We start from the raw sequence: 17523 nt of genomic DNA on the forward strand, positions 1-17523 counted from the left end.
CTTCGCCTTGTCGCCCACCGCCGCTCGGTCAGCCGCGCGCAGTGAACTTAATGCAGATTCAATTTTGGCTCGCCCAGGATTTGCAGTGCGTTGTCCGAGGAGCCCAAACGGCGAAGCGATCCAGACCTGGTTGCCGCTCGATGGATTGCTTCGCTTCGCTCGCAATGACGTGAGGCGCAATCCCGTCATTGTTGCTATAGTCAGCGCAAAATCCAAAGGAGTTTCTCATGAGCTGGCAACCTTCCAACGACCCCGTGCTCGGCGATCCCAAGACCTGCGACGCACTTGACCTCATCATCGTGCCGCGCACCCGCGATCTCGGCGATGGATTCGTGGTGCGGCGCGCGCTGCCGCATGGCAAGCGGCAGATGGTCGGTCCCTTCATCTTCTTCGATCATTTCGGGCCGATGCAGTTCATCGCCGGCAACGGCATGGACGTGCGCCCGCATCCGCATATCGGGCTTGCCACCGTCACCTATCTGTTTGACGGCAGCATCATGCACCGCGACAGCGAGGGCAACATTCAGGAGATCCAGCCCGGCGCGATGAATCTGATGACCGCCGGCCGCGGCATCGCGCATTCCGAACGCACGCCCGACGTGCAGCGCCGCGATGGCCAGAAGATGCTGGGCCTGCAAAGCTGGATTGCGCTGCCGGCAGGTTCGGAGGAAATCGCGCCATCGTTCCAGCACTACGCCGCCGACAGCCTGCCGACCGTCAAGGACGGCGGTTTCACCGCGCGCATCATCGCCGGCAGCGGCTTTGGCGTGAAGTCGCCGGTCACGATGGTATCACCCTGGTTCTATACCGAGGTGACGGCCACCGCCGGCACCAGCGTGCCGCTCGACCCTGACCACGAGGAGCGCGCGATCTATCTGGTCGACGGAGAAGTCGAGATTGCGAACGAGCGCTACGAGGCGCCGCGCTTGCTGATCTTCCGGCCCGGCGACCGCATCACGGTGAAGGCGATCCAGCCGACGCGGATGATGTTCCTCGGCGGCGACGCGCTGGAGGGCCCGCGCCATATCTGGTGGAATTTTGTCTCCTCCAGCAAGGAGCGGATCGAACAGGCCAAACAGGACTGGAAAACCGGCCGTTTTGCCCATGTTCCCCAGGAACACGAGTTCATTCCGCTGCCGGAGTGAGCTATCCCTCGGCAACCAAAGCTCCGCTGCCCGCGCTTCACCCGCGGGCGCGCTTCTTGAAAGCATGACACCATGAACGCGATGCTCGCCAGCGATTTGCCCCTGCCACGGATCGGGCGCGGCAAGGTCCGAGATATCTATGCCGTCGGCCACGACCGCGTGCTGCTGCTGACCACCGACCGCATCAGCGCGTTCGACGTCGTGATGGCCGAAACCATCCCGATGAAGGGCGCGGTGCTGACCCAGATCAGCGCCTGGTGGTTCAGGCAGCTCGCAGATGTCGTGCCGCATCATATGATCAGCGCCGATGCCGACGAGATCATCGCGCAGGTGCCCGTGCTGAAGGCGCACCGCGCCGACATCGCAGGGCGCGCGATGCTCTGCCGGCGCACCACCGTCTTCCCGGTCGAGTGCGTGATCCGCGGCTACATCTCGGGATCGGCCTGGAAGGAATATGCCGCATCGGGCACGCTGGCCGGCGAGAAGCTCAAAGCGGGTCTGGTCGAGAGCGAGAAGCTGGAGCCTTCGATCTTCAGTCCGGCGACCAAGGCCGAGACCGGGCATGACGAGAACATCACGGTGTCGCGCGTGCGCGAGCTCCTTGGCGACGAGGTCGCCGCCACGCTGGAGCGTATGGCACGCACCATCTACGAATACGGCGAGAACACCGCCCGCAAGCAAGGCATCATCATCGCCGACACCAAATTCGAATTCGGCCGCGACGCTGACGGCCGCATCATCCTGATCGACGAGGTGATGACACCAGACTCTTCACGGTTCTGGGCGGTCGACGTCTACAAGCCCGGCCAGGGACAGCCGAGCTTCGACAAGCAGCCGCTGCGCGACTATCTCGACAGCGAGCGCCGTGCCGGCCGCTGGAACGGTGACGCCCCGCCCCCGCCGCTCCCGGCCAGTGTGGTGGATGCCACCAGCAAGCGCTATCTGGAAGCGTATCGCCGGGTGACGGGGACTGAGCTGAAGATTTGAAGCCGCCGCACGGTAAGATTGCCACAGCACCGCGCCTCTCAAACGGTGTCGTCCCGGCGAAGGCTCAGATGCGCAATTGCGCATCTGAGATCGCGCTCGCTTTGCTCGCTTGTCCGGGACGACAGTGGTGATGGCGGTGCTCACCGCCTCACGCTAGGCTCCTCCCAAAATCGACAATTGGGAGGCAAGCATGTCCGAAGAAAATTCCGTGCTGGTCGAGCGCGATGGCCCCGTGACCATCGTTTCCATCAACCGTCCGCATTGCCGCAACGCTGTCGACGGCGCGACGACGCGCAAGCTCTACGATGCGTTTCTGGCGTTCGACGCCGACGAAGCGGCATCGGTTGCGGTGTTCACCGGCACCGGCGGCTATTTCTGCGCCGGCGCCGACCTCAAGGCGGTGGCGGCGGGCGATCCCAACAAGAAGCGCGAGATCGGCGGCCATGACTCGATTGCGCCGATGGGGCCGAGCCGGCTGCGGCTGTCAAAACCTGTGATCGCCGCGGTCGAGGGCTTTGCGGTCGCCGGCGGCATGGAACTCGCGCTCTGGGCGGACATGCGGGTCGTCGCCGAGGACGCCACCTTCGGCATCTTCTGCCGCAGGTTCGGCGTGCCGCTGATCGATCTCGGCACCATCCGCCTGCCGAGGCTGATCGGCCATTCCCAGGCCATCGACCTGATCCTGACGGGGCGCCCGGTCGGCGGGCCGGAGGCGTTGCGCATGGGCCTTGCCAATCGCCTGGTGCGAAGAGGCGAAGCCGTTGCACAGGCCATTGCGCTGGCCAGGGAAATCGCGGCCTTCCCGCAGACCTGCATGCGCGCCGACCGGCTCTCGGCGCTGCGGCAATGGGACCTCGCGGAGGAAGACGCCATCGCCAACGAAATGCGCGGCGGGCTGAAGGTGATCGCCTCGGGCGAGACACTCTCAGGCGCTGCACGATTCGCCTCCGGTGTCGGCCGCCATGGCGCGTTCGGCGGAGACGCAGGAACGACTGACGGCGCCGTCACACGTCCCCTGTCACAAGAATAACGTTGTGATCTGTGTCTGCGGTCTCTACCACTGGCAGGGGTGCCGGGGGCAAGTGGGGCGTGGTCAGTCGATCTCTTAAAGGCGAGCCGGAGTTCATTCGGAAGACCTTCAATGACATTCTCGGCGGCAGCGCCGCCAGTGTCCTGACGATTACATTTGGCCTGTCCTACGCGCTTCTGATTTTTACCGGCCCGCTGACGCCATATCTCTCCTACGGACTGGCCGCGACCTTCATCTCCTCGGCCATTCTCGCCGCGGTCATCGCCTGGGGAAGCTCCTTCCCGTTCGCGATTGCGGCGCCCGAGAGTTCCACGGCGGCGATGACCGGAATTCTGGCTGCGTCGCTGGTCGAGCACGTCATCGCAAGCGATCCCTCGGCATCGCCGCTGGCCCCGGCACTGATGACGCTTGGCCTTTCCGCCATCGTCACCGGCATCGTGCTGTGCGGCTTCGGGGTGACGCGGATGGGCCGCGCGATCCGCTACGTGCCCTATCCCGTCGTGGGCGGGTTCCTCGGCGCCACCGCCTGCCTGATCATTTTGGGAGCGATCCGCGTCATCACCGGCCATCGTCTCCAATTCTCGACGCTCGATCAATTCGCCAACATCCTGACCCTGTCCGAGTTGGCGGCGGCCTGCGCGATGGCGCTGGCGCTGTATCTGACCTGGCATCGCACCCGCACCTCGTTCGGCCTGCCGGCCATGCTGGTCGGAGGCGTGGTCGTTGGACATATCGCTTTCTGGCTGGCGGGCTTCACCTCGGCAGAAGCGCAGGCCTCGGGATGGACGTTTCAACCGCCGCCCAGCGTCAGCATCATGCTGCCGTGGAGCACGGCCGAGATGGCCCGCTATCCCTGGCATGCCGTGCCGGACCTGCTCGGCAATCTGGTCGCCGTCATTTTCGTCACGGCGTCGAGCACGCTGTTCAACACCGCGGGCATCGAGGTTGTCGCGCACCGCGAAGCCAATCTCGAGCGGGAATTGAACGTCACCGGCCTTGCCAACATCCTGTCGGGCGCGTTCGGCGGCTATACCGGCTGTATCTCGGTCAGCCGCACCATCCTCAACTTCAGCAGCGGCGGGACCGGCCGGCTCGCCGGCCTGACGGTGGCCGCGATCTCGGTGCTGATGCTGGCGGTTGCTCCTGTTCTGCTCGGCTATATGCCGAAATTCGTGCTCGGGGGTCTGCTGATCTATCTGGGCGCCGATCAGCTGCACAAATGGATCATCGAATCGCGGCGGCGCCTGACCAAGACCGAATATGTCTCCCTGCTGGCGATCATCATCATCATCCTGCAGTGGGGCTTTGTCGCCGGGGTGCTGATCGGCGTCGTGATCGGCTGCGCGACATTCGCGTTCACGGCCGCACGGATCGACCCGATCAAATTCAGCTTTGACGGCTCCGAATATCGCAGTTCGCTGGATCGTTCGCGCGACGACCAGACGGTTCTGACGGCCCATGGCGGACAAATCCAGGGCCTTAATCTGCAAAGCTATCTGTTCTTCGGTTCCGCCAACCGGCTCTACCAGCACGTCAAGGCGCTGCTCGCGCAGCGTCCGGAATGTCGCTATCTGGTGTTCGACTTCAAGCTGGTTACCGGGTTCGATTCATCGGCGGCCTACAGTTTTGCCCAGATCAAGCGCAGCGCCGACGAGCGACACATCGAACTGGTGCTGGTTCATTTGCCAAAACTCGCCGAGAAAGCGCTGCGGTCCAGCGGTTTCATCGCCGGCCGGGTTCGTATCGTGCCTGAGCTCGATCATGCGCTGGAGCAATGCGAGAACGAGATCATTGCGAAGCATCAAGGCCACGAGCAGGAGGAGGCCAATCTGCGTGACTGGTTCACCCAGATTCTTGGAACCCCGCGCGACGCGGTGGCGCTGATGCATCGCTGCGAGCGTGTCGAGATCGACGCCGGAGAGATCATTGTCAGTGCCGGCGACGCCGCCGATTCCATGCATTTCATCCTGGACGGCCGCGTTGGCATCATGGTGCCGGCTGCGGAAGGCCGCACCACGCGGGTGCGAAGCCTCGGCCGCTACACGACGATCGGCGAGATGGGTCTTGTATCGCAGGCGCAACGCAGCGCGACGATTCAAGCCGAGGTCGCGAGTATCCTGTACGTCCTGAGTGCGCATCAGTTTGAAGCGCTCAAGATCGATGACCCCTCGCTCAGCCAGAAGCTGCTGACCTATTTCGTATCTGTTATGGCCGAACGACTTACTTTTGCCAATCGCACCATTGCAGTGTTACGGCGATAGAACGTTGCATTCTGCAGCCTTTCCTCCTCCGGGTTAGAGCATATGACCGCACAGGCTGGCGCGAAGACCTTCTCCACCACCAACTATCGCCTGCAAAGCGGCGTCGTGATGCCCAAAGTGACGATCGCCTTTGCGACGCTCGGCACGCTGGCGCCCGATCGCAGCAATGCTGTGCTGGTCACGCATGGCAACACCAGCGGCCCGCAGATCATCGATCCCGGTGGCACGACGGGCGAAGGCAGCTGGAGTGAGATCGTCGGCCCCGGCAAGGCCGTCGACACCAATCGCTATTTTGCGATCTGCCCGAACATGCTGGGCTCCTCCTACGGATCGACCAATGCCCGGAGTATCGACCCCGCAACCGGCAAGCCCTACGGGCCGCGATTCCCCGACATAAATGTCAGCGACATCGTCGGCACGCAGCGGCTGCTGCTCGATCATCTCGGCATCGACAAACTGGTTGCGATCGTCGGCCCGTCCTATGGCGGATTCCAGGCGTTGCAATGGGCCGTCAACTATCCCGACGCGATGAAGGGGATCGCCGCCGTCGTCACCTCGCCGCTGGTGCCGCGCGAACGATCCGAGGGCAATGTCGCGCGCCTGCTCGGAGCGCTCTCGAAGGACCCGAACTGGAATGGCGGCGATTATTACGATCGCGGCGGGGTCGTGGAGACCATGACCGGGATCCGCATGGCGACGCTGAAGACCTACGGCATCGAGACCCGCCTGAAAGCGACGATGTCCGATCCTGCGGAGATCGAAGCCGCGATCCGCGACGAGGCGGCGCGGTGGGCAGAGGGATTCGATGCCAATTCGCTGATCATTCTTGCCAAAGCGCTGCGCGACTTCGACGTGACCGGGCAATTCGGCCAGATCAAATCGAAGGTCCTGTTTGTGCTGTCGCGGACGGACAAATTGTTTCCGCCTGACATCGCGCCCGGCGTGATGCAGGGATTGAAGGCCGCCGGCGTCGATGCCGATTATTTCCTGCTCGACAGCGAACTCGGCCACTCCGCCTCCGGCCTCGACGCCCACAAATGGGCGCCGCGGCTGAAGCGGTTTATGGATGAGATCTGAACGTCACGTATCTAACCACCGTCGTCCCGGCCTTGAGCTCAGATGTGCAATTGCACATCGGGGGACCCATACGCCGTGCCGTCAATGGCCACGGCAAGTGCAAGTGGCCTCGTTGAAGCATGTCGCTCCTGTAACAGACGACCGGGGTTATGGGCCCCGGCGTTCGCCGGGGCGACGCAATCAAATCCCCGCCATCATCACGTATTTGATCTCGACATATTCTTCCATGCCGTGATGCGAGCCTTCGCGGCCGAGGCCAGACTCCTTGACGCCACCGAAGGGTGCGACTTCGGTGGTGATCAGCCCGGTGTTGACGCCGACCATGCCGGACTCCAGCGCTTCGGCGACCCGCCAGACCCGGCCGAGATCGCGTGAATAGAAGTAGGACGCGAGCCCGAACGGCGAGGCGTTGCACATCGCGATCACGTCGGCCTCGTCCTTGAAGCGGAACACCGGCGCCAGCGGCCCGAAGGTCTCTTCGTGCGCGACCAACGCGTCGGGCTTGACGTTCGACAACACCGTCGGCTCGAAGAAGCTGCCGCCGAGCGCATGGCGCTTGCCGCCGGTGACGATTTTCGCACCGCCCTTGACCGCATCCGCGATGTGCTTCTCGACCTTGTCGACCGCTTCCATGTTGATCAGCGGGCCCTGCACCACGCCGGCTTCCGTGCCGTCGCCGATCTTCATCGCCGCGACCTTGGCCGAGAGCTTTTCGACGAACTGGTCGTAGATCTTGTCCTGGGCGTAGATGCGGTTGGCGCAGACGCAGGTCTGGCCCATGTTGCGATACTTGGAAACGATGGCGCCTTCGACGGCGGCATCGATATCGGCGTCGTCGAACACCACGAACGGTGCGTTGCCGCCGAGTTCGAGGCCGAGCTTCTTCACGCCGACGGCGGCCTGCTGGTACAGGATCTTGCCGACTTCGGTCGAGCCGGTGAAGCCGACGAAGCGCACCGCCGGGTGCTCGCACAGCACCTTGCCGATCGCCGAGGAATTGCCAGTCAGGATGTTGAACACGCCCTTGGGCACGCCGGCTTTTTCGGCGAGCGCCACCAGCGCCAGCGCCGTCAGGGGCGTTTCATTGGCGGGCTTGAGCACGACCGTGCAGCCCGCGGCCAGCGCCGGCGAGACCTTTCGGGTGATCATCGAGCAGGGAAAATTCCACGGCGTGATCGCGCCGCAGACGCCGATCGGCTGCTTGATCGCGAGCAATCGCGCATCGGCGCGCTGGGTCGGAATGGTTTCGCCATAGACACGGCGCGCTTCCTCGGCGAAAAATTCGACATAGGCGCCGCCGATATCGACTTCGCCGAGCGCTTCCGTCAGCGGCTTGCCCTGTTCGGAGGTCAGGATCAGCGCGATGTCTTCGCGGTTGGCGATGATCAGGTCGAACCATTTGCGCAGGATGTTGGAGCGCGCCTTGGCGGTCAGTTTGGCCCAGGCCGGGAACGCGCGCTCGGCGGCTTCGACCGCTTGCGTCGTCTCCGCGGTGCTCATGACCGGAATTTTTGCCAGCTCGACGCCATTGACCGGATTGGTCACCGGCTTTGACGCCTTCCCGGTCCAGGCGCCGTCGATGTAGCACTGCTCACGCAGCAGCGAGGGATCCTTCAGGCGGTCGCGTAGGGAGGGGGCGGATTGCGAAGCGCGTGCGGCGACGGGCGGGTTCATGGCGTAACTCCTCGGAGTTTTCTTGGGATTTTTTGGGTATTGATCCGAGTATAGGCCTATTCAGCCGGCAATGCATCGGCCGCAAACGCGCGGCTGATTCAAGCTATCTTGAAGGCTCGTTGCGGCCCGATCAGACCGCGCTGCCCATATAGGTTTCGCGACGGCCGATCATGCGCTCGGCGGCGGCCTTGGCGTCGGCGCGCGAGGACGTCGCGCAGGTACGGTATTCCAGCTCGGGCAGTTTGGCGCTGCGGCGCGAGAACCAGGATCTGGAACCGACTTGCAATTGCGCCAGCGCCACGGCGACATTGTCGACCGCCTCGAACGAGTGCAGCGCGCCGGTGCCGGCAACACGGACCTCGTAGAGGCCCGGAGAGATCGGCGCCTCGATGTTCTCACTGCGTCCGGGGCGGGGATATCGTTTCCATTCACTCCAGGTCGAGATCATCGCGGCATCCTCGCAATGGGAAAAACTACAACCATTTTCATCAAATCATTCAGTTCGGGGGCAGCGTTTCTGCTGGAATCTGAATGTCTTACTGCAAAGAATCAGCACCGGGAATCATTATGGAATCAACTTATCGTTTGTGCCCGAAGCGGTCATCGATATTGCCGTTCGTCCACCGCGAATTGTGGCGGAGTGTTGCAGTTTTGTGTCGCCCGCCTGCCCATCACGAGATCGCGACGTCAGCGGCAAGGCGCCGCGAGCGCTTGCGGGATTGCGATGCCGGGGGGAAGATCGCGGCACTCCATAACAACAAACGGGAGGTGACCCATGCAAAGCAAAGCTCAGATCGATCAGGTTCTGCGTCAGAAATGCGAGGCCAAGGAGATTCCCGGCGTGGTCGCCGTCGCGGCAACCGGCAGCGAGGTGATCTACCAGGGCGCGTTCGGCAAACGCGACCTCTCCAAGGACGATCCGATGACCGCCGACAGCGTGTTCTGGATCGCCTCGATGACCAAGGCGATCACGTGCGCCGCCGGCATGCAGCTCGTCGAGCAAGGCAAGCTCTCGCTGGACGAGCCGATCGGCAAGCTGCTGCCTGATCTGGCCTCCCCGCAGGTGCTGGAAGGTTTTGACCCCAAGGGCGAGCCAAAACTGCGCCCGGCGAAGAATCCGATCACGCTGCGCCATCTCATGACCCACACCGCCGGCTACTGCTACGACGTGTGGAACGCCGACATGGGGAAATACCAGGATAAGACCGGGACCCCGAACATCTTCTCCTGCCTGAACGCCGCGCTGAAGGGGCCGATCATGTCCGATCCCGGCACGCGCTGGGAATATGGCATCAACATCGATTTCGTCGGCAAGGCGGTGGAAGCTGCGAGCGGCCAGCGTCTCGACGCTTACCTGCGCGATTATATGTTCGCACCGCTCGGCATGAACGACACCGGCTTCAAGATCACGGATTCCCAGCGCCAACGCCTGGTCGGCATGCATGCGCGCGGCGAGGATGGCTCGCTGGCGTCGATCCCGTTCGAGCTCGAACAGAATCCGGAATTTCATATGGGCGGCGGTGGCCTCTACAGCACGGCCGCTGACTACATCAAGTTCACCCAGATGATCCTCAATAAAGGCAAGGGCAACGGCAACCAGCTGCTGAAGCCGGAGACCGTGGCGTTGATGGGCCAGAACCACATCGGCGATCTCACCATAGGCAAGATGCCCACCATGGCGCCGATGTACACCAACGATGTCGATCTCTATCCGGACATGGTGAAAAAATGGGGGCTGAGCTTCCTGATCAACACCGCCAAGACGCCGGAGGGCCGCAGCCCGGGCAGCCTCGCCTGGGCTGGCCTCGCCAACACCTATTTCTGGATCGATCCGGCGCGTAACGTCGCCGGCGTGATCCTGATGCAGTTGTTGCCGTTCGTGGACGCGAAATGCCTGGAGGCCTTTGCGGGCTTCGAGCGTGGCATCTATGCCGGGCTCGACGCAGGGAGTGGCCAGAGGGCGGCTTGAACGCGAACTGTCGAGACGCGGTCCGACCCCGCCCCACCCACAAATCGTCATCCCCCGCCTTGTGCGCAATTGCGCACTGGAGCGGGGGAGCCAGTACGCCGCGGCCTCTCGGTGCTATAATTGACGCCACTGGGATACTGGATCCCCTGCATGCGCGGGGGGATGACAACCTTGGGTGTGGCACGATGACCGAACCAACCGCCAGCTACGTTTGCGGCACAGCCGATGCACCTCTGCTGGGCGACACCATCGGGCAAAGCCTCGATCACGCGGTGCGGCGCTGGGGCGACCGCGAGGCGCTGGTTTCGCCGAGCCACAATGTCCGCTGGACCTGGAAGGAATTTTGCGAACGCGTCGATGCGCTGGCGGCCGGCTTTCTGGCGCTCGGGCTCGAACGCGGCGCGCGGATCGGCGTCTGGTCGCTCAACCGGCCGGAATGGACGCTGACGCAGTTTGCCGCCGCGAAAGCCGGCATCATCCTCGTCACCATCAATCCGGCCTATCGCCTCAGCGAACTCGAATTCGCCCTGGCAAAGGTCGGCTGCGCCGCGATCGTGACCGCTACCGCGTTCAAGACCTCGAATTACATGGAGATGCTGAACACGCTGCTGCCCGAGCTGGCCACATCGACGCCCGGCGAGTTGCAGGCGGCGCGGCTGCCGAAGCTGCGCGCGGTGATCCAGATCGGTGGGCCGGCATCGCCCGGCACCATCGCATTCGAAGACGTGACGCAGATGGGCAGCGCGCGGCACCGCGAGACGCTGGCGGAGCTGGCCAGGACGCTGCAGTTCGACGATCCCGTCAATATCCAGTTCACCAGCGGCACCACAGGCTCGCCGAAGGGCGTTACGCTGACGCACCACAATATTCTCAACAACGGCTATTTCGTCGGCCGCGCCATGCGCCTGACCGAACAGGACCGCATCTGCATTCCGGTGCCGCTGTATCACTGCTTCGGCATGGTGATGGGCAATCTCGCCGCGGTGACGCTCGGCGCCACCATGGTTTATCCCGGCGAGGGTTTTGATCCGCTGGCGACGTTGCAGACCATCGAGAAGGAACGATGCACCGCGCTCTATGGCGTGCCGACGATGTTCATCGCCGAACTCGATCACCCCGAATTTGCGCGCTTCGACCTGAAATCGCTGCGTACCGGCATCATGGCCGGCGCGCCCTGCCCGGTCGAGGTGATGAAGCGCGTCAACAACGAGATGAACATGGGCGAAGTCACGATCGCCTACGGCATGACCGAAACCAGCCCTGTCAGTTTCCAGAGTTCGACGGACGAGCCGCTGGAACGCCGCGTCTCCACGGTGGGGCGCATCCACCCGCATGTCGAGGTCAAGGTAGTCGATCTCGAGGGCCGCATCGTGCCGCGCGGGATGCGCGGCGAACTCTGCACCCGCGGCTACAGCATCATGCTGGGTTACTGGGACGAGGCCGAGAAGACATCCGACGTGCTCGACGCCAATGGCTGGATGCACACCGGCGACATCGCGATCATCGACGCCGAGGGCTATTGCAACATCGTCGGCCGCATCAAGGACATGGTGATCCGCGGCGGCGAGAACCTTTATCCGCGCGAGATCGAGGAATTCCTCTATCGCCATCCCAAGATCCAGGACGTGCAGATTTTTGGCGTCGCCGACGAGCGCTATGGCGAGGAACTGTGCGCCTGGGTTCGCGTCAGACCCGGCGAAACGCTGACCGCTGACGAGGTTCGCGCCTTCTGTCACGGCCAGATCGCGCACAACAAGATTCCGCGCTATGTCGAGTTCGTCGAGGAATTTCCGATGACGGTGACGGGGAAGATTCAGAAGTTTTTGATGCGGGACGCGGTCGAGGCGCGGCTTGGATTGAAGGCGGCGAAGACGGCGTGAGTTTGACTGCCGGCAATGTATTTGCCGGACGCGTTGCCACGCCACACTCAACTGTCGTCACCCGCGCAGGCGGGTGATCCAGTACGCCGCGGCTTCTCGGTTCGATCATTGACGCCTCTGGAATACTGGGTCGCCCGGTCAAGCCGGGCGATGACAGTTGGGGTGTGGCGATCATTGCCGGAGGCCCCCGCAAATCACAAACACGTCCCGCTGCCGGCCATGTCGCCGCAGGGGACGCGCTTGGAAAGCTGCTGAGCTTTTTTCTTCGCATTGGCCTGCGCGTTGGTTTCGAACACGCTCCGCGGCACGAGCTCGGTCGCACGGCGATAATCGGCGGCGGCTTTTTCGGAATCGTTCTGCGCCTCGTAAACCTGCGCCCGCGCAACGTAGCTCTCGATGGTTTCGCGGCGTTCGACCGCCTCGTTGAGGTCCTTCAGGGCCTTCGGATAGTCGCGCAGCGCCGAGAAGACGCTGCCGCGCAGCGTCAGCGCCGACGCATCCGAAGGCCGCGCCTTGAGGACGAGATCAAGGTCCGCCAGCGCGCTGCGCGTCTCGCCCTTGCCGAGATAGGCGCGGGCGCGAAGCGTGCGCGCCATGCTGTCATCCGCCGCCTTTCCCACCACGGTATCGAGGGCGACGATCGCGCGATCGAACTGGCCCGAATTGACCAGGGCAAGTCCGCGGCCGAAGACGGCGGTCTGGTTGGAAGGATTTCGCTCGAGCACGGCGTTGATATCGGCCAGCCCTTCGGCCGAGTTGCCCTTCATGAGCAGCACCACGCCGCGGGCGGCCTTGGCCAGATCGTACACCCGCGCCAGGGCCAGCGCCTGGTCGAAATCGGTCAAGGCCTTGTCGAGCTGATTGAGCGACATCTGGGTGATGCCGCGCTCATAGAAGGCGGGGCTCATCCTGGGGTCGATCGCGATCGCGCGATCGAAATCGGCAAGCGCAGCCGGGGCTTTCCCCAACTGCCGTTGCACAATGCCGCGGCTGTAATGGGCCTGCGCGCTGTTGGGGTTGATCTTCAGTGCCGCTTCGACGTCGACCATGCCCTGGTCGGGCTGTCGCATGGCAGCCGACGTCACCCCGCGCAGCGCCAGCGCCGTCGCGTCATTCGGCCGGAGCTTGATCAGTTCATCGAGGTCGGCGCGGGCCTCGGCGAGTTGTCCGAGCCTGGTGCGCGCGCTGGAGCGGAGTTGCAGCGCGGCCTCATCGCGCGGATCGGCTGTCAGCACCTGGTTCAGGAGCCCGACCGCATCGGCGTACTTGGCCTGGACGATGAGCTGCCGCGCCCGGTCGAGCAACGGCTTGCCGGCAGCATTGCCTGATGGCGCGGCTTGCGGCAGTGGAGCGATCTGGCCGGCCATCTCGGATGTCGACGGCGCTGCCGGCAGCGCCTTCGGCTTGTCGTTGCCCTTGTCGCCGCCTTGAGCCTTCGCCAGTTCCGTCTGCATCGCGAGCGTCGACTGGCGCAGTTGCTTGGCCGCTGCACTGTCGGGCGCCACCGCCAGGACCGCGTCGAGATCGGCCAGCGCGCGGGTGTAATCGCCCTTGGAACTGTAGAGCTGGGCGCGCGCGTAATAGGGCGCCATGTCGTTTTTCGGGCCCTGCGCGATGGCGCGCGAAAAATCCTCGATGGCGCGATCGATATCGCCCTTGCGGCGGAAGGTCTGCCCGCGCCAGTAGAACGCCGCCGGCACATTGACGTTGATCGCAATGGCGGCGTTCAGGTCGCTGAGCGCCTTGTCGAGCTGACCACTCTCGGAATAGGCGCGGCCGCGGCTGACATAGGCCGGCGCGAAATCCTGACGCGCGGCGATGGCCGCGTCGAAATCGCCGATCGCTTCCGGCCAATTCCGCTGCTGAGAACGAAGATTGCCGCGCGACAGCAGCGCGAACGCATTCTTCGGCTCGATCTCCAGCGCGCGATCGAAATCGGCCTTCGCCAGATCCAGTTTGTTGCTCCGCTGATAAGCGATGCCCCGTTGCAGCAGCGCCTGAACCGAATTGGAATCCAGCGTCAGCGCCGCTTCGGCATCCGCCAGGGCCAGATCGATCTTCGCCGAATTGAGATAGAGCCGCGACCGGCCGAGATAGGCCTTGATGCGGTCGTCCGTCGGGCGCGCCGTATCATTGATGATGGAAGCACACGCCGCTTCCACTTTCGCCGGCGGCCCGCTGTTGCAATCCGCCAGATCATCCGCAACTGCCGGGGCCAGTGGCTGGCACAGCGCGGCGGCCGCGATGGCCGCGAGAAACCAGATGCGGGAAGCGACTTGCATTTGTTTGGGAGGAACCAGAGCCGACCTCCGTGCCGCAATATCAATGGGTGAACAAAATATCGAGATGGGGATGGAAAGGCAATTCAGCGTTGTGGCAGATCCGGCGAGCGAAGCGAAGCAATCCCTAGGGAGGCGTAACGGATGGATGGATTGCGTCGTCGCTTCGCTCCTCGCAATGACGCGGATATAGCGTCACGTTCCCGCGGCGCGATGCGCCCGAGTTGTACCTTTAGTTTCACGCCCTGGAAAACAGAGGGCGCGGGGAATGCCGGATGCGCGCTGCACCCGCGGTCTCGTGTGCGAATAGTGCAAAAAAGCTGCACACGAGCATACAGGGCAGCGGAGAGCATCCGACATTCCCTGCGCAGTGGCTTTACGACTTATGACGCGCTCTCCCCGGTGAGACGGCCTCTATTGCCACCGTCACCCCTCCGAAGCGTTAGCTTCTTCAGAGCTTGACGCCGTTACGGGCGCCAGGACCACACGCTTTCGCCGTACGCCTTTGCCGCGACCGTCAATCGCAACATCAGCGTCCACCGCACCCCGCCCCTCGTTGTGACGATGGCCAACGCCCCTCAGAGTGGGACGGGATGCGGCGGATGTAACCGGTGATTTGGGGGTGGCGTCAAGAGCTATTTCTGCAAACCAGAATTATGGCATTGCTAGTGGCGAAGCAACTATCTATTGATGAGCCACCGCGCTTGCGTTGCATAGGCAGCTGTGCGGCTATCTGTCGGCGACCCATGCCAGTCGTGGCGCTGTCGTCTACATCAGCCGCGGCGAGATTGTTTGGGTCGGCGATGAAACGGTAAAACAAGTATCACCACAGCCCTGGTCAGGAGTAGGTGACCGGGCGTACCTGTTAGCGCTTTATCAGCTCTGACAACGCAAGCGTACTATTGGCGGCCTAGCGGTGCCAATGCGCATCATGAAATGATCAGTTGAGCAAAGCCATCGATTGATGGGTTCAAATCGGGGAGGCGCAACCACCTATGCCGACATTTGCTGGCGCCTTGGTAAATCCACCGTTGGTGTAGTCACTCGTGCTCCACATTAAACACCGACCTTGTCCCGTCGGCGAACTCCAACTCAACATCGACACGCTTGGGCAAGGAAGCGCGCACGTAGCCAGTGAGCTTTTGACCAGCCTCATCGAGCATCGTTCCAATCATTAGATTTCCGTTTACACGAATGTTCGTGAAATTGCTTTGCGGCACGGCGCCCGAAACCTTCAGCTCGACTCGCGTCATAGGCTCGACGGGAACATCTAATCCGCCAGCAGGAGCGCGAGGATCCCTCGACGCATGGAGGTCGGACAGGTCGAACCGACTGCGAAAACCTGAGGGCTTGAGTGTACTGTCGAGTACGGCTCCCGAGGGCACCGTGGATCGCTTAGACGAAATGCCCCTGACCTCAAACGGCTTCATGTCGACCATCCTTAATAAAGGAGAGATCATCGATTGCGATGCTTCCCCGAGCGTTGTTGAAGATCAATGCAACAGACGCGAGGTGCCGTAAATCGGGCTGCTGTGGCCTGGAGAAGAGGCTGATTGGCAATGCGATGGTGGTTAAAGCGGTTTTGAATGTTTCCTGGTCGGCGGCCGGTGAAGGCACATGCAGTCCCAAAAGTTCGAGATTCACAGTGGCGACAATTCCATTCTTGTCCTGAAGCTCTACCGTAAAAGTCTGTGGACTTCCTGCCGTGTTCAGCGCTGGTGATTGGTCGGCCCCGTAGTTTTGACCAACGCGCATTGCGATCGTGTCAAATTGGCTTGCATTGAAATCCCCAAGCGCTGTTCGATAAATCGCGCCGGCCGCGCGCCAATCGATCGCAAGCGCCTTGCCAACATGATTGAACGCATGATCGGCCGGGCTTGCTCTTCGCACAAAATCCACGATCTCCAACAGAACACCTTTCGCCGTGGCAGCCGCTACCAACTTGTCGTGGAGCACTTTCCACCCCGCAGGCGTCAAATCAAACGTCGGATCAATCTGTCTCAGTTTTTCCTTCAACGCGGCTGTTGCCTGCGCATTGCCCGCATCCGCCAGATATCGCAAGGCTTGTAGCATAGCATCGACCATAGCGGCGATCTCGGAGCGAAGATAATCGTAATACTGCGCGTAGTTTGGATCACCCAGATACTGGTGATATTGAAGGTATTTTGGAATCACGTTTCCAATCGACTCCGCATCTATTTTGAAGCGCTCGAGATCTATCTCCCGGATAAAGATTTCGCCTGCCGTTTCAGTGCCGAGTCCGAGTCCATTGGTCTTGATATCGAACTTTCCTTCGAAAGTGTCGATATCGCCACGCAGCACGGGAGAGAACAAGGGAAAGAGCTCTAGCGCTTCCAGCGTTTCTGGCTTCACCGAACCGTTGAGAATCCGATCGAAGCCGGTCGCGCCGCGCAGTTCTCGCTCGAAGAAGGCCGTGGTATAACACTTCGCAAGCGCTTCATGTTTGTCGCGGGACAGAATGCGATTATTGACCGTGCTCCACTCGCTGTCCCAGTTCTCGGAGAAGTAATTGTGGATCGCTCCCGAGACGAAAATGCCGGCGCGCCGGCTGGCGGCTCGGTCCCACAAGCGAAATGACTGACCGTCGCTGACATCCGCATCGAGGTCGCCGTAGAGAAGAAAGAACGGCAGGGGCGGCCGGACGCCCATGAAGTCGACCGGCGCGATGGAAAATACGGCGCGGATTCCGTGCAAGCCGCCTAATTCGTTGTCCAACGCCCCGGCGCGGCATGCCGCTTCTGCCCCTCGCGAATGGCCTACCAATCCAACGGATTTGAAGTTGCCTAAACTCGCGCATACCGGATGCTCTGCAAGCGCTGTTATCGTTCTCAAAATTGTTCGAGCGCGATGCTCTATTGCTCCGCCGGTCACAATCGGCGGCTTTTTCGAAACTCCAGTTCCTTGCGGACCGACCAGATCATTTAAGTCGATGCTTGCGCACACGTAACCATGCGAAGCCAAGCGACGGCCGATATAGCCGAGGCCGCGGAAATTTTCGATTGATGCGGAATGCCGGCCGTGGGCCAGAATGATCAGCGGAAACTTTTCGCCGCCATTCGATACTGGGTAAAGCAATAGTCCCCGCAATTGAACCGTCAGGGGCTCAAAGATGCCGTCAACGGGCTGGATCGTAAACGCTCCCAATGAGTAATCTTCATCTTTGACCGCCCATGATCCGGGTTGATCGAGTTGCATTGCAC

The 17523-nt window shown here is 62.2% G+C and carries 12 protein-coding genes; 7 read left to right on the forward strand and 5 right to left on the reverse strand.

Features of this window, described 5'->3' with window-relative positions; translation table 11 throughout:
- Nucleotides 1-227 precede the first annotated feature (227 nt).
- From JQ609_RS26440 to JQ609_RS26460, 5 genes are all read left to right on the forward strand, one after another.
- Nucleotides 228-1145 (forward strand): pirin family protein, encoded by a 918-nt coding sequence (locus tag JQ609_RS26440; protein ID WP_212209943.1) that lies wholly within the window; start codon nucleotides 228-230, stop codon nucleotides 1143-1145.
- A gap of 72 nt (nucleotides 1146-1217) precedes the next feature.
- Nucleotides 1218-2132 (forward strand): phosphoribosylaminoimidazolesuccinocarboxamide synthase, encoded by a 915-nt coding sequence (locus JQ609_RS26445; protein WP_212275796.1) that lies wholly within the window; start codon nucleotides 1218-1220, stop codon nucleotides 2130-2132.
- Nucleotides 2133-2322: 190 nt separating this feature from the next.
- Entirely contained in the window at nucleotides 2323-3162 is an 840-nt protein-coding gene (locus JQ609_RS26450; protein WP_212275798.1) for a crotonase/enoyl-CoA hydratase family protein, read from the forward strand.
- Between the two features lie 59 nt (nucleotides 3163-3221).
- Nucleotides 3222-5423 carry a SulP family inorganic anion transporter gene (locus JQ609_RS26455; protein WP_212275800.1) on the forward strand — a complete coding sequence of 734 codons (2202 nt, stop codon included), beginning with the start codon at nucleotides 3222-3224 and terminating at the stop codon, nucleotides 5421-5423.
- Between the two features lie 42 nt (nucleotides 5424-5465).
- Nucleotides 5466-6500, forward strand: coding sequence for an alpha/beta fold hydrolase (locus tag JQ609_RS26460; RefSeq protein WP_212275802.1), 1035 nt, complete (start codon nucleotides 5466-5468; stop codon nucleotides 6498-6500).
- A gap of 180 nt (nucleotides 6501-6680) precedes the next feature.
- Here the strand turns inward: JQ609_RS26460 and JQ609_RS26465 are convergent, their stop codons facing one another.
- Together JQ609_RS26465 and JQ609_RS26470 are read right to left on the reverse strand one after the other, a co-directional pair.
- Nucleotides 6681-8174 carry an NAD-dependent succinate-semialdehyde dehydrogenase gene (locus JQ609_RS26465; protein ID WP_212209951.1) on the reverse strand — a complete coding sequence of 498 codons (1494 nt, stop codon included), beginning with the start codon at nucleotides 8172-8174 and terminating at the stop codon, nucleotides 6681-6683.
- Nucleotides 8175-8304: 130 nt separating this feature from the next.
- Nucleotides 8305-8622 carry a hypothetical protein gene (locus tag JQ609_RS26470; RefSeq protein WP_212275804.1) on the reverse strand — a complete coding sequence of 106 codons (318 nt, stop codon included), beginning with the start codon at nucleotides 8620-8622 and terminating at the stop codon, nucleotides 8305-8307.
- 327 nt (nucleotides 8623-8949) lie between these two features.
- Here JQ609_RS26470 and JQ609_RS26475 point away from each other — a divergent pair, with 327 nt between their 5' ends.
- Nucleotides 8950-10143: a serine hydrolase gene (locus JQ609_RS26475; RefSeq protein ID WP_212275806.1), complete on the forward strand. Its 1194-nt coding sequence runs from the start codon at nucleotides 8950-8952 to the stop codon at nucleotides 10141-10143.
- Between the two features lie 185 nt (nucleotides 10144-10328).
- The gene (locus JQ609_RS26480; protein ID WP_212275808.1) at nucleotides 10329-12023 is read left to right on the forward strand and encodes an AMP-binding protein; all 1695 of its coding nucleotides are present in this window, start codon (nucleotides 10329-10331) and stop codon (nucleotides 12021-12023) included.
- Between the two features lie 194 nt (nucleotides 12024-12217).
- Here JQ609_RS26480 and JQ609_RS26485 read toward each other — a convergent pair whose 3' ends face one another.
- From JQ609_RS26485 to JQ609_RS26495, 3 genes are all read right to left on the reverse strand, one after another.
- Nucleotides 12218-14305, reverse strand: a complete 2088-nt coding sequence (locus JQ609_RS26485) for a tetratricopeptide repeat protein (protein ID WP_212275810.1) — start codon at nucleotides 14303-14305, stop codon at nucleotides 12218-12220.
- Nucleotides 14306-15342: 1037 nt separating this feature from the next.
- On the reverse strand, nucleotides 15343-15732 hold the full coding sequence (locus JQ609_RS26490; protein WP_212275812.1) for a hypothetical protein: 390 nt from the start codon (nucleotides 15730-15732) through the stop codon (nucleotides 15343-15345).
- Nucleotides 15719-17518, reverse strand: coding sequence for a hypothetical protein (locus JQ609_RS26495; protein WP_212275814.1), 1800 nt, complete (start codon nucleotides 17516-17518; stop codon nucleotides 15719-15721). Before JQ609_RS26495 ends, JQ609_RS26490 begins: the two co-directional genes overlap by 14 nt.
- Between the last annotated feature and the right edge of the window lie 5 nt (nucleotides 17519-17523).

It is taken from the genome of Bradyrhizobium sp. AUGA SZCCT0169 (assembly GCF_018130085.1).
Taxonomy (GTDB): Bacteria; Pseudomonadota; Alphaproteobacteria; order Rhizobiales; family Xanthobacteraceae; genus Bradyrhizobium.

Coding starts and splice junctions, on each gene's coding strand:
- JQ609_RS26470 (WP_212275804.1), bottom strand. CDS start 8,622: ATGATCTCGACCTGGAGTGAATGGAAACGATATCCCCGCCCCGGACGC.
- JQ609_RS26495 (WP_212275814.1), bottom strand. CDS start 17,518: ATGCAACTCGATCAACCCGGATCATGGGCGGTCAAAGATGAAGATTAC.
- JQ609_RS26445 (WP_212275796.1), top strand. CDS start 1,218: ATGAACGCGATGCTCGCCAGCGATTTGCCCCTGCCACGGATCGGGCGC.
- JQ609_RS26460 (WP_212275802.1), top strand. CDS start 5,466: ATGACCGCACAGGCTGGCGCGAAGACCTTCTCCACCACCAACTATCGC.
- JQ609_RS26490 (WP_212275812.1), bottom strand. CDS start 15,732: ATGAAGCCGTTTGAGGTCAGGGGCATTTCGTCTAAGCGATCCACGGTG.
- JQ609_RS26485 (WP_212275810.1), bottom strand. CDS start 14,305: ATGCAAGTCGCTTCCCGCATCTGGTTTCTCGCGGCCATCGCGGCCGCC.
- JQ609_RS26450 (WP_212275798.1), top strand. CDS start 2,323: ATGTCCGAAGAAAATTCCGTGCTGGTCGAGCGCGATGGCCCCGTGACC.
- JQ609_RS26440 (WP_212209943.1), top strand. CDS start 228: ATGAGCTGGCAACCTTCCAACGACCCCGTGCTCGGCGATCCCAAGACC.
- JQ609_RS26475 (WP_212275806.1), top strand. CDS start 8,950: ATGCAAAGCAAAGCTCAGATCGATCAGGTTCTGCGTCAGAAATGCGAG.
- JQ609_RS26465 (WP_212209951.1), bottom strand. CDS start 8,174: ATGAACCCGCCCGTCGCCGCACGCGCTTCGCAATCCGCCCCCTCCCTA.
- JQ609_RS26480 (WP_212275808.1), top strand. CDS start 10,329: ATGACCGAACCAACCGCCAGCTACGTTTGCGGCACAGCCGATGCACCT.